This window comes from uncultured Granulicatella sp., from assembly GCF_963516875.1.
Classification (GTDB): Bacteria; Bacillota; Bacilli; order Lactobacillales; family Aerococcaceae; genus Granulicatella.
Genome location: NZ_CAUQCL010000016.1, coordinates 1 through 17,697, shown reverse-complemented (window position 1 = coordinate 17,697; position 17,697 = coordinate 1). Strand labels below are relative to the sequence as shown.

Below are 17,697 nucleotides of genomic sequence, written 5' to 3'. Positions count from 1 at the left end.
TTAAAATAAATCTCCCCCATAGCCCTTTGTTTGTTTTATAATACTAAGTTTATTTTCCCCAAACTTCTTGTGCAATTTCACTAATTAATGCAATTTTCTTCCATTGATCTTCTTCAGTAAGGATATTTCCTTCTTCTGTTGAAGCAAATCCACATTGTGTACTTAAGTATAGATTTTCTAATGGTACATATTGACTAGCTTCTTTAATACGAGCAATAATTTCATCTTTATTTTCTAAATCAGCAAATTTTGATGTTAATAGTCCAAGAACTACTTTTTTCTCTGTGCCAACTTTTGCTAATGGTTTAAAGTCCCCTGCACGGTCTGTATCAAATTCTAAATAATAAGCATTTACATTTTCTCCACCTAGTAATTCATCTTCTACTTTATTGTATCCCCCTTGAGAAATCCAAGTAGAATGGAAATTACCACGACAAACGTGAGTGTTAATCACTAAATCTTTAGGTGCATTTGCAATAACACCATTGTTTAAACGTAATGCACGAGCAGCAAATTCTCTTCGTACTTCTTCTAATGGACGATTTTCACGGAAACGTTTTGCAAATCCATCGTCTACTAAAGCTCCCCATGTACAGTCGTCTAATTGTAATGTTCTTAATCCTGCATCATATAAATCTTGAATCACTTCAGAATAAGCTTTAATAATAGCTTCGAATAATTCATCTGTTGTTGAATAAACAGCTTCCCAAGCAGCAACATGCTCTGGTGTACGAATTAATTCAAAATAAAATTGTGAAGGAGAAGGAATAGTAAATTTAACAATCACATCTTCTTCTTTTACTAAATCTCTTAAAAACTCAAAATGTTTAACAAATGGGTGATTTTTCCCATTAATCGGTGCTTTAAGTACTGCGGTATCAGCTTTTGTTTCAATTCCATGAAATAAATAGCCACGTTCACCTACTACATGTTCTACGCCGTTAAAACCCCAAAAGAAGTCTAAATGCCAGTAAGCACGACGGAATTCTCCATCTGTTACCCCTTGTAAACCAGCAGCAATTTGTTTTTTTACGATTTCTTGAATATTTTTATCTTCTACTGCTGTTAATTCTTCACGTGTGATTTCACCGTTTGCAAATTTTTCTCTTGCTTCTACTAATTCTTTTGGACGTAAGAAACTTCCTACGTGATCTACTCTAAATGGTGCTTGTTGTTTTGTCATAATATATTCCTCCTAAAATAAAAAATCCTTACAGTTTTTCACTGCAAGGACGAAATTTCGTGTTACCACCTTGTTTTAGAATTATTTCGCAATAATTCCCTCTTTGAGTATCTTTATACTCTTGCTATATCGGGCTACCCGTAGATATTTAATCATTCAATATCTAACACTCCAAGGCCATCTTCAAAAATTCAATCTTGATCTCTTTTCACCTACCGAGACTCTCTAAACAAGTTTCCTTCTCTACTCACCTTTTCATAGTGCGTTTCTTTAACTGAACTTAGAATAACAGGAGAAACTGTTCTAGTCAATTATCTAATTATTATCTTATATTATAGTTTTAAACTATATTATAAACCACAAAAACTCCATAGTTTTCACTATGGAGTCCTATATATCAATATCACCATGGTCTTAAATCATATAAATATTTTTTTAGTAAAGTAATTAAACAATCCCTAATTCTTTTAATAATTCTTCTTTAGAATATTTTTCTCCTTTATCATTAGGATCAATTTGATGAATCATATTTTGATAAAACTCATCTACAACTACTTCACCATTTTCATTAATCATCTCATCAGAAATTTCAGGGAAAACAGTATAAATATATCTTAATAAAACAGAAACTTGTTCTTCGTTTAAATGTTTTGTAATTGCCGTTAATGTTTCTTTAGCAGTCATTTCTATCCATTCCCCTTTCTTCTATTATCATATTGAAATTTTAAACATAAGTCAAAAATTATAAAGCTTTTTTCAATTTTCTTAAATAAAATTCACCAAAGAATATTCCTAGTCCATTCAGAATAATAAAAGCTGCAGCACCTATCGTATACCCAATATTTTCTGGAAGGAAGTGAATAATTGGGAAAGATGCCACTATACAAAGAATTAAAATGATAAATAAAATAAACATTAAAATCCCTAATAAAAATTTATTTCCTCGACTTTGTAGTTCAACAATATTACTCCAATTAGGAACACGTAGTCGATAATCTCTTTCAAATCCCCAAGCTGATAACCCAAAACTAAGCGAAAACCAAGTAACTATTACAGCTAATACTAATAAAACTGGCATGCGTAATACTAATAATACAATACTTAATAATAGAATTGGCACAGAAGATTGCGCTAAAAATAAGACTTTGAATTTTTCACGAGCATATTTTTTCATATCAATTGGTAATACTTTTAAATATTCAAAATTTTCTCTTTCTAAAGAAAAACCAATACTTGTTAAGTTATTTCCAAAGGAATTCGTCATTGCAAACATTAGTGCAAATAATAAATACGAAAGTAAAAATCGGAAGGTAAAAAATTCTGTAACAGTAATTCCTTCTCTCATTATTCCAAAAATCATTGGTAATAACATCAAATACGGTAAAATGCTTGGTGCAATGATTCCTTGAACAATAATGGATCCTTCTTTTATTAATTGGATATGGTATTTTCTCACTAATTTTGAAAAATTATCCAATGTAAAGCTACGAACCCTTTTAGAATATTGTTGAATTGAACTAACTTCCATCGCTTTTTCATAAAAGGTTGGCAATACTTTATAGTGAATATTTACTAATAAGAGAACTGTAATTCCAATCCAACCAATATAGCCAATCATTCCATCAAACGATAATGGATGGAGAATCATCGCATAAAATGCTTCAAAAGGAGGAATGAAAGCTCTCTCCTGTTTCGTTAATATTGAAACCATATTATGATTAGAAATTAAAATATAAAGTAAACCTGAAAAAATAGAAACAAACCCTAATAAAATATTCGAAATAATATTTTTATGTTTCTTAAAAAATGACAAACTTGTCAAATAATGTACGAGTGTAAAAATAAATACTCCTAAAAAGACTAATAAGATAAAACAGTTAATGATCATTAAAGGAATGGTATACCAAAAATCTTTTCCATATTGAATCGGTAAAACGATAAAATAAGCAATAATAGGGCCTAATCCCATTAAAGCGACCATCATAACAGAAATAGCTTTTCCAAGAATAATTTCTACTTCTCTAAATGCATAAGGTCGATAAGAAGTTAAATCTTTACTTTCGTAAAATACATTATAAAATGCAATAAAACTTTGAGAAAATGTAAAAGCACTAAAAATACTAATCATATTCGCAAATAGGACAGGATTTTCTCCAATAGGGTTCACTAAAGAATTAAGAACTCCAAAAAAAGCAATATAAATTAATCCAATCATAAGTTGAGAACGAAGTATTTTCTTAGGAATATCGATTTTTTTCAGTGGATTTTTTTCTTGCTTTTGTCGATAAGCAGCTAATTGAGCAGGAGCAACTGCATATAATAAATTCAACTTCACTAATTTTCTAACAGCTTGCAGATTCATCGACAGTCTCTCCTTCCTTACGTCCCGCTAAAGATAAATAAATACTTTCAAGAGACTCTTGAGGATTATGTTCTTTTAACTCTTCGATTGTACCGTAAAATAATAATTCGCCTTTTTTCAAAATCGCAATACGATCACATAATTGTTCTGCTACTTCTAATACGTGAGTAGAAAATAATACTGTTTTTCCTTTTTCAGCATGTTCACGCATCATTTTTTTCAAATCGTAAGCAGCTTGTGGATCTAAACCAGTTAATGGTTCATCTAAAATCCAAATATCTGGATCAGATAACAAAGCACCAATGACGAATACTTTTTGTCTCATCCCATGAGAAAATGATTCAATCACATCATAACGATAAGGAGTAAAGTCAAATAACTCTAATAAATACGTTAATCTTTCTTCTATTTGGTTCATTGTTAATTGATAAGAAACTGCAATTAATTCCCAAAATTCATTAGCCGTTAAACGTAAAAACAAATCTGGAGAATCTGCTACATATCCAATTTTTCTCTTAATTGTTAATGGATCTTGTGATAGAGGAACACCATCTACTTCAATGGTTCCACTTGTGAGTGGTAAAATACTCACTAATGATTTAATGGTTGTGGATTTTCCTGCACCATTATGTCCAATTAATCCAACAATTTCTCCACTTTCAATAGTTAAGTTTAAGTTGTTTAAAGCTACTTTATCTCCATATTTTTTTGTTGCTTGTTTAAATTCAATCATGATAAATTTCCTCCCATCCTGTAATTACGCTGATTATACACCTAAAAATAGCGCTTTACTAGTGACTAAAGTCCGATTTTTCTAAAGGATTGCTTAATTTTTTTTGGATTTCCATCATCCATAGAAAAAAGACTTTTCCTCATAGCATATAAGTGAGTTAAACACCTTTGCTCATTTAGAAAAGTCTATTTTTATTGTTTTATTCTTGTTCGTCTACTAATTCTTGTGCGAAGTTTTGTAAGTTTTCGGTTACTTTTTCAGAAACAACTGTTTCTTCTGATGAAGTGACCGTTTCTTCCGCTTCCTCTTCACGATCAACAATGGCTAATGAACTTACAATAGCATCTTGATCTAAACGCATCATACGAACTCCAAGAGCACCACGACCTGTTTGAGAAACATCTGAAGCGTGGAATCGAATGATTACTCCTTTATTCGTCATAATCATTAAATCTTCCTCACCCGTTACAGTTCTTAAGCATACAAGAGGACCATTTTTCTCAGTAATACGAAGAGTTTTAACCCCTTTACCACCACGACCTTTTAAGGCATATTCACTGGCAGCAGTACGTTTACCATATCCTTTTTCACTAACGACTAATACTTCACGTTCAGGTGTTAAAATATCCATTCCAATCACGTAGTCATCATCACGTAAAGATACGCCTCTAACACCTGCTGCTGTACGACCCATTGCACGAACTTTTTCTTCATGGAATGTTACAGCATTTCCGTGGTAAGTTCCAAGAATGATGCCATCTTGACCACTTGTTACGACTACACGAATTAATTGATCATCTTCTCGTAATTGAATCGCACGTAATCCATTTGTACGAATATTTTTGAAGTCTGATAATTTCACACGTTTAACAGTTCCACGTAAAGTTGTAAAGAATAAGAATCTTTCTGTTTCATCAGATTCCGGTACACTAATAATTGCTTGAATTTTCTCAGTTGAGTCTATATTCAATAAGTTAATGACTGGTAATCCTTTAGCAGTACGACTGTATTCTGGAATTTCATATCCTTTTGCTTGATATACTTTACCTGTATTCGTAAAGAATAATAATGAATCATGAGTTGAACATGAAATCATATTTTCTACAAAGTCATCATCATGGACGCTCATTCCTTGTACACCACGCCCACCACGACGTTGTGTTTTAAATTCAGAATTTGCTAATCGTTTAATATAGCCATTCTTCGTTAATGTAATGACTACATCTTCTTGTTCGATTAAGTCTTCATCTTCTAAACTTAAAGCTTCTCCTACTAATAATTCAGTACGACGAGGATTATCAAATTTTTGTTGAATTTCTAATAATTCTTGTTCGATAATTTCATAACGTCTTTCTTCGCTTGCTAAGATTTCATTTAATTCTTTGATAAGTGCTTGTAAATCTGCATATTCTGCATCAATTTTCTCACGTTCTAATCCTGTTAAGCGAACCATTCTCATATCTAAAATAGCTTGAGCTTGTTTATCACTTAATCCATATTCATTCATGAAACGTTCTTTAGCAATATCACCACTAGCAGAACTACGAAGAATCGCAACAATGGCATCGATATGATCCAAAGCTACTTGTAATCCTTCTAAAATATGAGCACGATCTTCTGCTTTTTTCTTTTCAAAAATACTACGACGACGAATCACTTCTTCTTGGTGATTTAAGTAGTGTCGTAAAATTTCTTTTAAGCTTAAAATTTTTGGTTCTTGCCCTACAATTGCTAACATATTAAATCCAAAATTTGATTGTAATGGCGTTAATTTGTATAAATTATTTAAAACGACTGAAGCAGAAACATCTCTTCTCACTTCAATTACAACACGCATTCCTTTACGGTCAGATTCGTCATTTAAGTACGTAATTCCTTCAATTTTCTTTTCATGATGCAATTGAGAAATACGTTCTACTAAACGAGCTTTATTCACCATATATGGTAATTCCGTAATAATAATACGTTCTTTTCCATTTTTTAATTCTTCGATTTGTACACGACCACGAACCGTAATCGATCCACGACCTGTTTCATAAGCACGACGAATTCCAGATTTACCTAATACAATTCCACCTGTTGGAAAATCAGGTCCTGGTAATACTTCCATTAATTCAGCTGTTGTAACATCAGGATTTTTCATTAATAAATGTAATGCAGAAATAACTTCCCCTAAATGATGTGGAGGAATATTCGTTGCCATCCCTACTGCAATCCCTGTTGCTCCATTGACTAAAAGGTTCGGAATACGAGATGGTAAAACTTCTGGTTCACGTTCTGTTGAATCATAGTTATCACGATAATTAATCGTATCTTTATTAATATCTCGTAACATTTCTAAAGCAATTTTACTCATTCTTGCTTCGGTATAACGCATTGCCGCTGGGCTATCTCCATCGACAGAACCAAAGTTTCCGTGACCATCAATTAATGGATAACGATATGAGAAATCTTGTGCCATACGAACCATTGCATCATAAATCGCAGAGTCTCCGTGTGGATGGTATTTACCCATTACATCCCCAACAATACGAGCTGATTTTTTATGGGGTTTATCTGGTGTTACTCCTAATTCATGCATTCCATATAAAATACGACGGTGAACAGGTTTTAAACCATCACGAACATCAGGAAGCGCACGAGATACAATAACACTCATGGAATATTCCAAAAACGATTTACGCATCGTTTTGGCTAAATCCGTTGGTTCGAATTTTTCTTCGAAAAATTCTAAATCTTTTTCCTCAGACATGTTGTCTCTCCTCTTCTTCAATCATTAAATATCTAAATCATTCACATCAATAAATTTCGCATTTGCTTCAATAAATTCACGACGTGGTTCTACTTTATCGCCCATTAACATATCTAACACTTGATCAGCTTCAGCAGCATCTTCAACCGTTACTTGTAACATCGAACGATTTTGAGGATTCATTGTTGTTTCCCATAATTGTTCCGCATCCATTTCCCCTAAACCTTTGTATCGAGAAATTTGTGGTTTTGGACTAGCAGGAAGTTCTTTTAATTTTGCTTCTAATTCCTCATCATTTTGAATATAAAACTCTTGTTTTCCTTGTTTTAATTTATAAAGAGGTGGTTGCGCAATATAAACATATCCTGCTTCCACTACTGGACGCATATAGCGATAGAATAATGTAATTAATAATGTTCGAATATGTGCTCCATCGACATCCGCATCGGTCATAATGACTAATTTATGATAACGAGCTTTCGATAAATCAAAATCTCCACCAAATCCTGTTCCCATTGCAGTAAATAGAGAACGAATTTCATCATTGGCTAAAATTTTATCTAATGATGCTTTTTCAACGTTTAAGATTTTCCCTCGAATTGGTAAAATCGCTTGGAAGTGACGAGAACGTCCTTGTTTTGCAGAACCTCCCGCAGAATCTCCTTCGACGATAAAGATTTCTGAAACACTTGGATCATTACTTGAACAGTCCGCTAATTTCCCTGGTAAATTAGAAATTTCTAAACCTGATTTTTTACGAGTTACTTCACGTGCACGTTTTGCCGCTAATCGAGCTTTAGAAGCTAAAATTCCTTTTTCAACAATTTTACGAGCGACTTGTGGATTTTCCATTAAGAATTTATCAAAATGAGTCGCAAATAATCGATCAGTAATCGTTCTTGCTTCAGAATTTCCTAATTTTGTTTTCGTTTGTCCTTCAAATTGTGGATCAGGATGTTTAATCGATACAACTGCGGTTAATCCTTCACGTACATCTTCCCCACTTAATTTTTCTTCGTTTTCTTTCATTAATTTTTGACGACGAGCGTAATCATTAATAACACGAGTAAGAGCGGTTTTCATTCCAGATTCATGTGTTCCACCTTCATAAGTGTGGATATTGTTTGTAAAACTTAATAAATTCGTATGGTATCCTGAAGTATACTGCATAGCTACTTCGACTTGAATGCCATCTTGTTCTCCTTCAACATAAATCGGTTCTTCAAATAATACTTGCTTAGACTTATTTAAATGTTCAACATAACTTTTAATTCCGCCTTCATAATAAAAAGTTTTTACTACAGGCTCTTCTACTCGTAAATCAGTAATCGTTAGTTTTAATCCTTTATTTAAAAAAGCTAGTTCACGTACACGATTCGCTAATTTTTCAAAGTCATATACGGTTGTTTCTTGGAAAATTTCTGGGTCTGGTACAAAATAAACACTCGTTCCATGTTTATCAGTTTGCCCAACAATTTTTAAATCTTCTAAAACAGCCCCACGTTTATAAGACTGTTCATAAATATTTCCATCTTTAAAAACTTGAACCGTTAAATCTGTAGAAAGTGCATTAACAACAGAAGCACCTACCCCGTGAAGACCACCGGAAACTTTGTAACCTCCACCGCCGAATTTACCACCAGCATGTAGCACCGTAAATACCGTTTCTACAGCAGGACGTCCTGTTTTTTCTTGAATATCAACTGGAATTCCACGTCCATCATCTGTAACACGGATATGGTTTTCAGGTGTAATCTCAATTTCAATATGAGTCGCAAATCCTGCTAAAGCCTCGTCAATTGAGTTATCAACAATTTCCCATACTAAATGATGTAAACCAGCACTACTTGTAGAACCAATATACATCCCTGGACGTTTACGTACAGCTTCTAATCCTTCTAATACTTGAATCTGACTGGCATCATATTGTGCAGCAAGAACTTCTTTATTTTCTTCTGTCATTTTCTCTTCTCACACTCCATTTTTCATTGAACTTGACCTTGATGAATCGGATATACAATTGGTTCATTAATAAATTGCTTACGAATTCCATCTAAACTAGTCGTTGTTATGAATGTTTGTACTTTATTTTCAATTGCTTTAATCAAATGTGTTTGTCGATCATCATCTAATTCAGATAACACATCATCTAATAATAAAATTGGATATTCTCCAGTAGCGATGTTCATTAATTCTATTTCTGCTAATTTTAAACTTAATACAGTTGAACGTTGTTGCCCTTGAGAACCAAAATTTTGAACAGGTTTATCATTTAAATAAAAAATCAAATCATCTCGATGCGGACCGACTAAAGTACTCGCTTGTTCTAATTCTCTTTTTTGTACAGCTTCAAATTGTTTTTGATACAATTCTTTTACTTCATCTTGAGACATTCCTTTTTCAATCGAAAGGGATGTTTGATATTTCAATGAAAACTCTTCTCTTCCTAATGAAATTTGTTCATGAATTGGTTTCGCTAAAGCTTCCAATTGTTCCATAAAATCTAAACGATGGATTAAAATTGCACTTGCTTTTTCAATGACTTGTTCTGTTAAAACTTCTAAATAAATATCAGCTGTTGATTTTTTTATCGCTAATTGTTTTAAATAATGATTTCTTTGTTTTATAAGGCGTTGATATTCTACTAATTCATGTAAATAAATAGGATTCATTTGACCGAGTTCCATATCCATGAATTTTCGGCGATTTGCAGGAGCACCCTTCACTAATTCTAAATTTTCAGGTGCAAATAAAATGACATTTAACTGTCCTAAATAGGAACTAAGTTTCTTTTGTTCTAAATGATTGACTCGTCCTATTTTTCCTTTATTGGAAAACCGAATTTCTAATGGAATACTGCTAATTTTCTTTTCTACTTTTCCTTTAATGGTAGCAGCATCTTGATTCCACATAATCAATTCTCGATCTTGATTAGTACGATGGCTTTTTGTCATTGCCAAAGTATAGATAGATTCCATTAAATTCGTTTTTCCTTGAGCATTTTCACCAATGAAAATATGAACTCCTTTCCCAAATTCAAGAAAAAGTTCCTCATAATTTCTGAAATGATTCAGTTGTAATTCAACTAATCTCATCCATAACTTCCTCAGATTCTCTTTTCACAACAAAAATGCCTTCTTCAGGAATTTCTACACGTGTTTTATCATAAAGTTTTCTACCACGACGATTTTCAATTTCACCATCAACAAATACAACTGTTTCTTGCAAATACCATTTTGCTTGTCCACCTGTTGTAATGACATCAATATGTTTTAAAAATTGTCCTAATGTAATAAATTCTTCTGTGATCGTTACAATCTTTGTCATGATTTTCCTCTTTTCTCTCATTTGGGTATACACATACTACTGTATTATACCTTTTTTTTGGAGAATTCTCAAAGATTTTGAAAAATTTAGCCTATTTTTGCATTTTTTTATTAAATAAATAAAAAACCTTTTTTAAAGGGAAAAATGAAATTTACTAGGATTTTTTAAAAATTTTAAAAATAAGCAAAAAAAAAATCCATGATGACCAAAATCATCATGGAAAATTTTTTATCCATTAAATGTACGTACTGGTGTCACTAATTGAATAAAGCTATATGGAATATCGGAATGATTATCTTTTAATGTCAATGTAAATGGACGATTCGCTTCTAAAAATTGAATCGTTGCTTCTGAAGAACCAAATAAACGAAGCGCATCTTTTAAATAATCAGGATTAAATGAAACATCTAATGAAGCACCTTCATAATTTTCTACCATAATTTCTTCTTCAACTTTTCCGATTTCTGGCGAATTACCTGTTAATAAAATACGATTTTCATTAATTGATAATGTCGCAATATTATTTTTATCTGTATGTGACATTAATGAAGCACGATCTACAGCTGCTACTAAATCACTCGCAACAACCGTAATGGCTGTATTAAATTGATCATTAATTAATCGATCTGTATCTGGATAACGTCCTTCTAATAAACGAGAGTAGAAAGAAAGAGTTTCTGTTTGGAAAAGAACTTGATTTTCAGTAATTGCAAAATCAATCGTTTCTAAACCATCAATAATACGTGATAATTCAATTAATGTTTTACCTGGTAAAGTAATTTCAAATGTTAATGCATTACTTGATTCAGGCATTTCTAAAGGAATAATTCTTTGACTCAATCGGTGAGAGTCTGTTGCTACAGCTTTTAATTGATTATTGGCAATAACCATATGAATTCCCGTTAAAATAGGGCGAGATTCAGCAGTAGAAACAGCAATAGATGTTTGTAAAATCACTTGTCTAAATAATGGAACAGGTAATGTTAATACATGATCTTTTTCTACTTCTGGAAGTTGTGGATAATCATGAGCCGATAAGCCATTTAATGTAAATGCAGCACTTCCTGCTGTAATCGTTGCTTGTAATTGGTCATTTGTTTCTAAAGTAAATGTATTTTGAGGTAATTTTTTAATAATTTCACCAAAGAAACGAGCAGGTAATACAATTGAACCTGTTTCATGAATGGATAATTGTAATTCTTCATGTTCTACTGGAAGAAAAATTTCAATAGAAACTTCAGAATCACTACCTGTTAAAGTAATTCCTTCTTGAGAAACAACTAATTTAATTCCTGTTAAAATTGGAATCGTTGTTTTTGAAGGAATAGCACGTTGAACGTCTGCTAAATTTTTTAAAAATGCTTGACGATTAATTGAAAATTTCATTTTATGCCTCCTAAATGTATATGTGTCTGTTTTAAATTTAATTTTATTTATAATAAATATAGTAATAGTAGTAGGGCCTGTTAATTTTGTGGAAAAGTATCAATTTTCTATTATTTTCTAGATTTTTAATTGTGGATAAGTATTGTGAATAACTATTTAGTAAATAGAGTAGTTTTCCACATCTTAAAATCCAAGTTTTTTCTTCAAATCATTAACAGCTTTAGTAATATCGCCTTGAAGCTTATATTCTTCATTAATTTTATCATAGGCATGTAATACAGTAGAGTGGTCTTTTCCAAATTCTGTCCCTAATTTTGGAAGTGAACTATTCGTTAATTCTCTTGCTAAATACATGGCAATTTGACGAGGTTCTACAATGGATTTTGTTCTTTTTTTACCTTTTAAATCTTCGAGGGAGATATGGTAATAACGTGCCACCGCTTCTTGAATATCATGAACGGATACAATTTTTTCTTTACTACCTGGGATAAAGTTTTGTAGAGCTTCAGCTGCTAAATTCGTTGTAATATCTTCTCCATGAGTAGCAGAGTAAGCTTGAACTCTGACAAGAGCACCTTCTAATTCACGGACATTGGATTGAATTTGACCAGCAATATAGCTTAGTGTATCAGTAGTAATATCAATTCCAACAGCTTCCGCTTTTTTAGATAAAATCGCAATTCTTGTTTCAAGATCTGGTGGAGTAATATCAACTGGAAGACCCGAAACAAATCGTGAAACTAAACGTTCTTGTAAAGCTTTAATTTCTGTAGGTTGTCGATCACTTGTTAATACAATTTGTTTTTGATTATTAAAGAGTGCATTAAATGTATGGAAAAACTCTTCTTGAGTTGCTTCTTTTTCAGCAAAAAATTGAATATCATCTACTAATAATAAATCTACATTACGATAATAATCTCTAAACTCTTGTTGAGTATTTGTTCTTAATGAAGTAATCATTTCATTTGTAAAAGCTTCACTAGTTACATATTTAACTCTTGCATTTGGATTTAATAATTTATATTGATTTCCAATTGCTTGCATTAAGTGAGTTTTTCCTAATCCAACACCACCATAGAAAAAGAGAGGATTATATAATTGCCCAGGTCTTTCGCAAACAACTAGAGCAGCAGCATGTGCCATTTGATTTCCTTTACCAATGATAAATGAATCAAATGTATATTTAGGGTTTAAGAGCGAATCATCTTCTAAATAAATATTTTGAGAAATTTCTTTCGTTTCTTCATTAATAGGAATTTGTGGAGTAGATTCCAAGAATGTTTGTTTTGAAGTATACTCTTGTTCTTCAGAAATAATAAATTTTGGTTCAAATGATTTTCTGAAATAATCATATCCACGTTCCATTACATCCATTAATAAATTATCTTCCCAGAAATTTGCATATGTTTGAGAAGGAACCTGAATATATAGATAATTTTGGTCAATTTTTAATAATTTTGCAGGCATAATCCAGTGTTTAATCGTAAAATCTGAATTTGTTTTTTCAAAATGAGCTAATAAAATTTTCCAAAATTCATCTAATGGATTCATAAAAACACCTCCTTGGGGATAAATAAGATTAAAATCTATGAGTAAGTGTAGCATTTTTTTAAAAAGTTTTCCACAGAAAATCTTATTTTAACAAAATAGAGTGAATTAAGAAAAAAATATCCACAGTTTTGTGGATAAATTAAAAATGAATCCTTAAAATTTCACTTATTCACAGGAGTTGTTCATAAGTAAAACTCAATAGCTAGAAAGGATTTAAAAGGTTATCCACATTATCCACAATTTGTGGATAATTCTTTGTAAACAGGGGTTGAATTTGTTAAAAAATTGTGGAAATTCTGAGGATAAAGCTTAAATTTTAAAAAGTTTATAAAACTAATTGTGGATAACTATTGAAAGAAAAATAATTTTACTAGGTATTTTGAATAAAATATGGTATGATACTCCAGTACAGTGATGCAAGAAACAAAGTATTGACTTTGTTAGAGAATATCATTATAATGATGTAGACTGTCTAGGATAGTTAGACATGACACAGAACTAGGAGGTGCAAGAAGTTATGAAAAGAACATATCAACCAAACAAACGTAAACGTCAAAAAGTTCACGGTTTCCGTAAACGTATGAGTACAAAAAATGGCCGTAGAGTATTAGCAAGCAGACGCCGTAAAGGTAGAAAAGTTTTAGCAGCTTAGATCACTGAACGTCTCAGTGATCTTTTTTTTATAAATGTTTTAAAAACTTAGATAAAGGTGAGTGTATGCGTAAGTCTTATCGAGTAAAGAAAGAGCAAGAGTTTCAAAAAGTTTTTCATCATGGAAATTCAGTAGCGAATCGTCAATTTGTGGTTTATCAAATCAATAAATCGAATCAATCTCATTTTAGAGTAGGAATTTCTGTGAGTAAAAAATTAGGAAATGCAGTTGTCAGAAATCGTATAAAACGATTGATAAGAAGTGTATTAACAGAACTAAAGCCACAATTACAGTCAGAGATTGATTTTATCGTGATCGCACGTAAACCTGTAGTATCTATGAATTATCAAGAATTAAAAAAATGTATGATGCATGTATTAAAATTAGGAAAGATTTTAATAAAAGATGATTATAATGGAGAAAGTAGGGAATTAAGTGAAGAAAAAGCATAAATTAGCTTTAACATTAGCAGTTTTAACATTATTTTTAGCAGCATGTAGTACAACACCTGTAACAGCAGAAAGTACAGGAATTTGGGATCGAGTGATTATTTATAATTTATCACAATTTATTATTACTTTATCTCATATTTTTGGAAATAGTTATGGTTTAGGAATTATTATTTTTACAATCATAACAAGAATTGTATTAATACCAATTATGCATTTCCAATATAAAACAACAAGACAAACAGCTATTTTACAACCTGAAATTAATAAACTTCGTGAGAAATACTCTGCTCGAGATCATCAAACACAAGAAATTTTACGAGAAGAAATTTCAGCTTTATATGAAAGAGAAGGTGTGAATCAATATGCTGGATGTTTACCGGTAGCGATTCAATTACCTGTAATGATTGCTTTATATCAAGCAATTAGTCGTACAGAAGCTTTAAAAACAGGATCTTTTTTATGGTTTAATTTAGATTTACCAGATCCATTTTTCATTTTACCAATTTTAGTAGTTGCTACAACTTATGTAACTTCTTGGTTAACAATGAAAATGCAAGATAGTGGAGCAGCTGGAAAAATCATGTTATTCGTTTTACCAGCAATGATTGGATTTACAGCTTTAACATTCCCAAGTGCGTTATCATTATATTGGGTTGTAGGGAATATCTTTATGGTTATTCAAACATTAATTATGAATAATCCATTTACATTTATTGCAGAACAAAAAGCTATTGCACATGAAAAACGTCGTCGTGAAAAAGCTTTGGAAAAAGCAAAGAAAAAACATGGCAAAAATTAATAATAGACTTGTTCAGATTCAAAGAACATGAGATAATACATGTAAATTTGCAATATGGAGGATATAGAAGATGACACAAACGATTCGAGTAAATGATGCTTCAGTAGAAAAAGCTATCCAAAAAGGATTACGTCAACTACAATTAACACAAGATGATGTAGAAATTGAAGTAATCGATGAAGGAAAAAAAGGATTATTTGGTTTCGGACAAAAAGATGCTGTAGTATCAATTACTGTTAAAGAAAAAATTGAGCAAGAAGAAGTTATTGAAGAAGTAGAAGAATCTTATGAAGAAGAATTTGACTTAGAAGATAACTATACAGAATCTGATGAATCAGTTGAAGTATTAGATAATCATATTGAAGAAGCTGCTCATGTTACAAAGGCTTATTTAGAACAAATTGCAGAAATTTATGGAGCACCAAGTGTAGTTCATGTTGAAGTACAAAAAGAAAAAATGAATTTTGTATTTGAAACAGAAAAACCAGGTTTATTAATTGGTAAATATGGAAAAATATTAAATGCTTTACAAGTATTGGCACAAGTTTCAGTTCATCGTTTTGTAAAAGGAAGAATGTCTGTGCAAGTAGATGTAGGGGATTATCGTTTACGTCGTACAGAAGCTTTACAACAAATTGCTGAAAGAACAGCACGCCGTGTTTTAAAAACAAAACAACCGGTATATTTAGAACCATTACCGGCATATGAAAGAAAACAAATTCATGCATACTTAAGTAAAAATAAACGTATTTCTACTCATTCAGAAGGTAAAGAACCACATCGTTATTTAGTTGTAGAAATTGCAGATTAAATTAGAAATGAGACTGGATTGAATTCCAGTCTTTTTATTTTGATGAAAATAGAAAAACGATAAATTCGGAGGAATAAAACAAAATGAACAACTATAAGTAGAAATAAGAAACTATAAAATTGAAAGAAACTTGTAAAAATCCTATATAAAAGGTTGAAACTTTTAACGAATCAGGTTAAAATGAATTGTCCGCAGTGTCTTTAGGGAGAAGACAATGATAAATATTTGTATTTTATATAAAATATACAACATTTTTTATATAAGAAAAATATTTACATTAACTGGAAAAATTCCTAAAAAAGATGTATAATAAAAAAAATTAAAAGTTAGGAGAATAATAGTATGGATATTCAAGTTTTTATAAGGCGCCGTAAAGAAAAAGGCTTATCTCAAATAGAATTAAGTCATGGAATCTGTACTCAAGCAACATTAAGTCGTTTTGAAAATCATGGTCAAATTCCATCAATGAAAATTTTAAGTCAATTGTGCGCACGATTGCAATTAGATGTGGGGGACTTATTTGCAAGTGTCAATACGAAAGAAGTTGCAATTAATAAACTTCTAGAAAAAATAGAAGAAAGTATTGTAACGATGGATTATGAATTGGCTGAAAAATTAATCGGTACGGTTCAAGTTGAACAGTTAAATGATGAACAAAAAATTCACCTACTTTATTTAAGAGGCTTTACTCAAGTATTACAGGGTAAAGAAATGGAAGATGATTTGTTCTACTTTAATAAAATACTAGCAGAACAATACGAAAATGATGATACTTATATTCACCTAGCATACACTGGTTTAGGCTTAGTCTACCATCAACAAAAAGATATTGAAAAAGCAGAATATTACTTTTCAAAAGCAATTCATGAATCAGAAAAACATCAACTAGAAAAAATGGAAGATGTTTGGAGAGTTTTAATGGTTTTATATCATAGTGCTATGTTCTTCTCAAATAATAAAAATTATAAAAAAAGTAATGAGTTACTAAAAAGAGGAATTGAGTTGTGTAGTCAATTTCATATTACTTATTATTTAGGTAGATTACATTATCAATTAGCAGTAAATGCACTAGAAAGTAATGCGGATATCCAAGAAGTTCAGTTATTGTTAAATGATGCAGCAGCATTTTCAAGAATTAATTCTCATGATGATTTATTAATTGAAATAGAAAAATTAAGTGAATCTTTAAATTAAAATTCATACACTTCAAGTTTTAGAAATAGCCTCTAAGCTTGGAGTGTTTTTTAGTTAAAAATAAATGATTGAAAATTAATAAAAGAAACATATAATAGAGAAGAAGGAGTGAAAAAAATGGGTTTAAGATTTAATAAAGATGAATTTCTAAAAAAAGAAAAAGTAATTTTACCGGAAGATATTGAATTACCATCATTAGAGGAAGAATATGATTTTGATAGTTTTGGTGATACTTTTATTATGATGCCAAAATTGGAAGAAGATCAACGAAAAAAAAATCTTGAAAAAAATATCAAAAAAGAATGGCTTGAGCCAATTGAAGATAAAAAAGAAGAGTAAATTTAATGATATATGAAGCTAGTGTTTGTTGCACTTGACTTGACAATTCACGGATGTAAAAAAATGAAAATTTTATATAAAAGTACTTGAAAACTAACGCTAGCTATGGTAAATTATAAACACTGTTAACGAACGTTCGCATTTTAAGCGATTGCG

16 protein-coding genes and 1 other annotated feature are annotated in these 17,697 nt (G+C 31.1%); of the genes, 6 read left to right on the top strand and 10 right to left on the bottom strand.

Features of this window, described 5'->3' with window-relative positions:
• Nucleotides 1–49: 49 nt before the first annotated feature.
• The 10 genes from RWM24_RS06655 to dnaA all read right to left on the bottom strand — a co-directional run bounded on the left by RWM24_RS06655 (nt 50) and on the right by dnaA (nt 13,294).
• On the bottom strand, nt 50–1,183 hold the full coding sequence (locus RWM24_RS06655) for a 5-methyltetrahydropteroyltriglutamate--homocysteine S-methyltransferase (protein WP_314112706.1): 1,134 nt from the start codon (nt 1,181–1,183) through the stop codon (nt 50–52).
• A gap of 42 nt (nt 1,184–1,225) precedes the next feature.
• Nucleotides 1,226–1,451, bottom strand: a binding site (T-box leader).
• A 179-nt stretch (nt 1,452–1,630) separates the two neighbouring features.
• Nucleotides 1,631–1,867, bottom strand: coding sequence for a hypothetical protein (locus RWM24_RS06650; RefSeq protein WP_314112704.1), 237 nt, complete (start codon nt 1,865–1,867; stop codon nt 1,631–1,633).
• Nucleotides 1,868–1,925: 58 nt separating this feature from the next.
• Nucleotides 1,926–3,545: a hypothetical protein gene (locus tag RWM24_RS06645; RefSeq protein WP_314112702.1), complete on the bottom strand. Its 1,620-nt coding sequence runs from the start codon at nt 3,543–3,545 to the stop codon at nt 1,926–1,928.
• Nucleotides 3,526–4,278, bottom strand: coding sequence for an ABC transporter ATP-binding protein (locus tag RWM24_RS06640; protein WP_314112700.1), 753 nt, complete (start codon nt 4,276–4,278; stop codon nt 3,526–3,528). The genes RWM24_RS06645 and RWM24_RS06640 overlap by 20 nt, the downstream gene beginning before the upstream one ends.
• A gap of 199 nt (nt 4,279–4,477) precedes the next feature.
• Complete coding sequence (gyrA, locus tag RWM24_RS06635) at nt 4,478–7,030, bottom strand: DNA gyrase subunit A (RefSeq protein WP_006703110.1); 2,553 nt, start codon at nt 7,028–7,030, stop codon at nt 4,478–4,480.
• Nucleotides 7,031–7,054: 24 nt separating this feature from the next.
• Nucleotides 7,055–8,992 (bottom strand): DNA topoisomerase (ATP-hydrolyzing) subunit B, encoded by a 1,938-nt coding sequence (gene gyrB, locus RWM24_RS06630; protein ID WP_314112697.1) that lies wholly within the window; start codon nt 8,990–8,992, stop codon nt 7,055–7,057.
• Between the two features lie 23 nt (nt 8,993–9,015).
• On the bottom strand, nt 9,016–10,125 hold the full coding sequence (recF, locus tag RWM24_RS06625; RefSeq protein ID WP_314112695.1) for a DNA replication/repair protein RecF: 1,110 nt from the start codon (nt 10,123–10,125) through the stop codon (nt 9,016–9,018).
• Nucleotides 10,112–10,357, bottom strand: coding sequence for a S4 domain-containing protein YaaA (gene yaaA, locus RWM24_RS06620; RefSeq protein WP_020991435.1), 246 nt, complete (start codon nt 10,355–10,357; stop codon nt 10,112–10,114). The genes recF and yaaA overlap by 14 nt, the downstream gene beginning before the upstream one ends.
• A 228-nt stretch (nt 10,358–10,585) precedes the next feature.
• Complete coding sequence (dnaN, locus tag RWM24_RS06615; RefSeq protein ID WP_314112692.1) at nt 10,586–11,743, bottom strand: DNA polymerase III subunit beta; 1,158 nt, start codon at nt 11,741–11,743, stop codon at nt 10,586–10,588.
• Between the two features lie 183 nt (nt 11,744–11,926).
• On the bottom strand, nt 11,927–13,294 hold the full coding sequence (dnaA, locus tag RWM24_RS06610; RefSeq protein WP_314112690.1) for a chromosomal replication initiator protein DnaA: 1,368 nt from the start codon (nt 13,292–13,294) through the stop codon (nt 11,927–11,929).
• Between the two features lie 517 nt (nt 13,295–13,811).
• Between dnaA and rpmH the strand changes: the two genes are divergently transcribed.
• The 6 genes from rpmH to RWM24_RS06580 all read left to right on the top strand — a co-directional run bounded on the left by rpmH (nt 13,812) and on the right by RWM24_RS06580 (nt 17,541).
• Nucleotides 13,812–13,946, top strand: coding sequence for a 50S ribosomal protein L34 (gene rpmH / locus RWM24_RS06605; protein ID WP_006703104.1), 135 nt, complete (start codon nt 13,812–13,814; stop codon nt 13,944–13,946).
• Between the two features lie 65 nt (nt 13,947–14,011).
• Complete coding sequence (gene rnpA, locus RWM24_RS06600; protein ID WP_314112688.1) at nt 14,012–14,398, top strand: ribonuclease P protein component; 387 nt, start codon at nt 14,012–14,014, stop codon at nt 14,396–14,398.
• Complete coding sequence (yidC, locus tag RWM24_RS06595) at nt 14,382–15,197, top strand: membrane protein insertase YidC (protein WP_314112686.1); 816 nt, start codon at nt 14,382–14,384, stop codon at nt 15,195–15,197. Before rnpA ends, yidC begins: the two co-directional genes overlap by 17 nt.
• A 70-nt stretch (nt 15,198–15,267) precedes the next feature.
• Nucleotides 15,268–16,008 (top strand): RNA-binding cell elongation regulator Jag/EloR, encoded by a 741-nt coding sequence (gene jag / locus RWM24_RS06590; protein WP_314112684.1) that lies wholly within the window; start codon nt 15,268–15,270, stop codon nt 16,006–16,008.
• A 342-nt stretch (nt 16,009–16,350) separates the two neighbouring features.
• Nucleotides 16,351–17,202 carry a helix-turn-helix domain-containing protein gene (locus RWM24_RS06585; RefSeq protein ID WP_314112682.1) on the top strand — a complete coding sequence of 284 codons (852 nt, stop codon included), beginning with the start codon at nt 16,351–16,353 and terminating at the stop codon, nt 17,200–17,202.
• Between the two features lie 117 nt (nt 17,203–17,319).
• Nucleotides 17,320–17,541 (top strand): hypothetical protein, encoded by a 222-nt coding sequence (locus tag RWM24_RS06580; protein WP_314112680.1) that lies wholly within the window; start codon nt 17,320–17,322, stop codon nt 17,539–17,541.
• The last annotated feature ends 156 nt before the right edge of the window (nt 17,542–17,697 follow it).

Bases quoted from the DNA above. Each gene is read 5' to 3' on its own strand.
- RWM24_RS06655 (WP_314112706.1), bottom strand. From the start codon at position 1,183: ATGACAAAACAACAAGCACCATTTAGAGTAGATCACGTAGGAAGTTTC.
- RWM24_RS06650 (WP_314112704.1), bottom strand. From the start codon at position 1,867: ATGACTGCTAAAGAAACATTAACGGCAATTACAAAACATTTAAACGAA.
- RWM24_RS06645 (WP_314112702.1), bottom strand. From the start codon at position 3,545: ATGAATCTGCAAGCTGTTAGAAAATTAGTGAAGTTGAATTTATTATAT.
- RWM24_RS06640 (WP_314112700.1), bottom strand. From the start codon at position 4,278: ATGATTGAATTTAAACAAGCAACAAAAAAATATGGAGATAAAGTAGCT.
- gyrA (WP_006703110.1), bottom strand. From the start codon at position 7,030: ATGTCTGAGGAAAAAGATTTAGAATTTTTCGAAGAAAAATTCGAACCA.
- gyrB (WP_314112697.1), bottom strand. From the start codon at position 8,992: ATGACAGAAGAAAATAAAGAAGTTCTTGCTGCACAATATGATGCCAGT.
- recF (WP_314112695.1), bottom strand. From the start codon at position 10,125: ATGAGATTAGTTGAATTACAACTGAATCATTTCAGAAATTATGAGGAA.
- yaaA (WP_020991435.1), bottom strand. From the start codon at position 10,357: ATGACAAAGATTGTAACGATCACAGAAGAATTTATTACATTAGGACAA.
- dnaN (WP_314112692.1), bottom strand. From the start codon at position 11,743: ATGAAATTTTCAATTAATCGTCAAGCATTTTTAAAAAATTTAGCAGAC.
- dnaA (WP_314112690.1), bottom strand. From the start codon at position 13,294: ATGAATCCATTAGATGAATTTTGGAAAATTTTATTAGCTCATTTTGAA.
- rpmH (WP_006703104.1), top strand. From the start codon at position 13,812: ATGAAAAGAACATATCAACCAAACAAACGTAAACGTCAAAAAGTTCAC.
- rnpA (WP_314112688.1), top strand. From the start codon at position 14,012: ATGCGTAAGTCTTATCGAGTAAAGAAAGAGCAAGAGTTTCAAAAAGTT.
- jag (WP_314112684.1), top strand. From the start codon at position 15,268: ATGACACAAACGATTCGAGTAAATGATGCTTCAGTAGAAAAAGCTATC.
- RWM24_RS06585 (WP_314112682.1), top strand. From the start codon at position 16,351: ATGGATATTCAAGTTTTTATAAGGCGCCGTAAAGAAAAAGGCTTATCT.
- RWM24_RS06580 (WP_314112680.1), top strand. From the start codon at position 17,320: ATGGGTTTAAGATTTAATAAAGATGAATTTCTAAAAAAAGAAAAAGTA.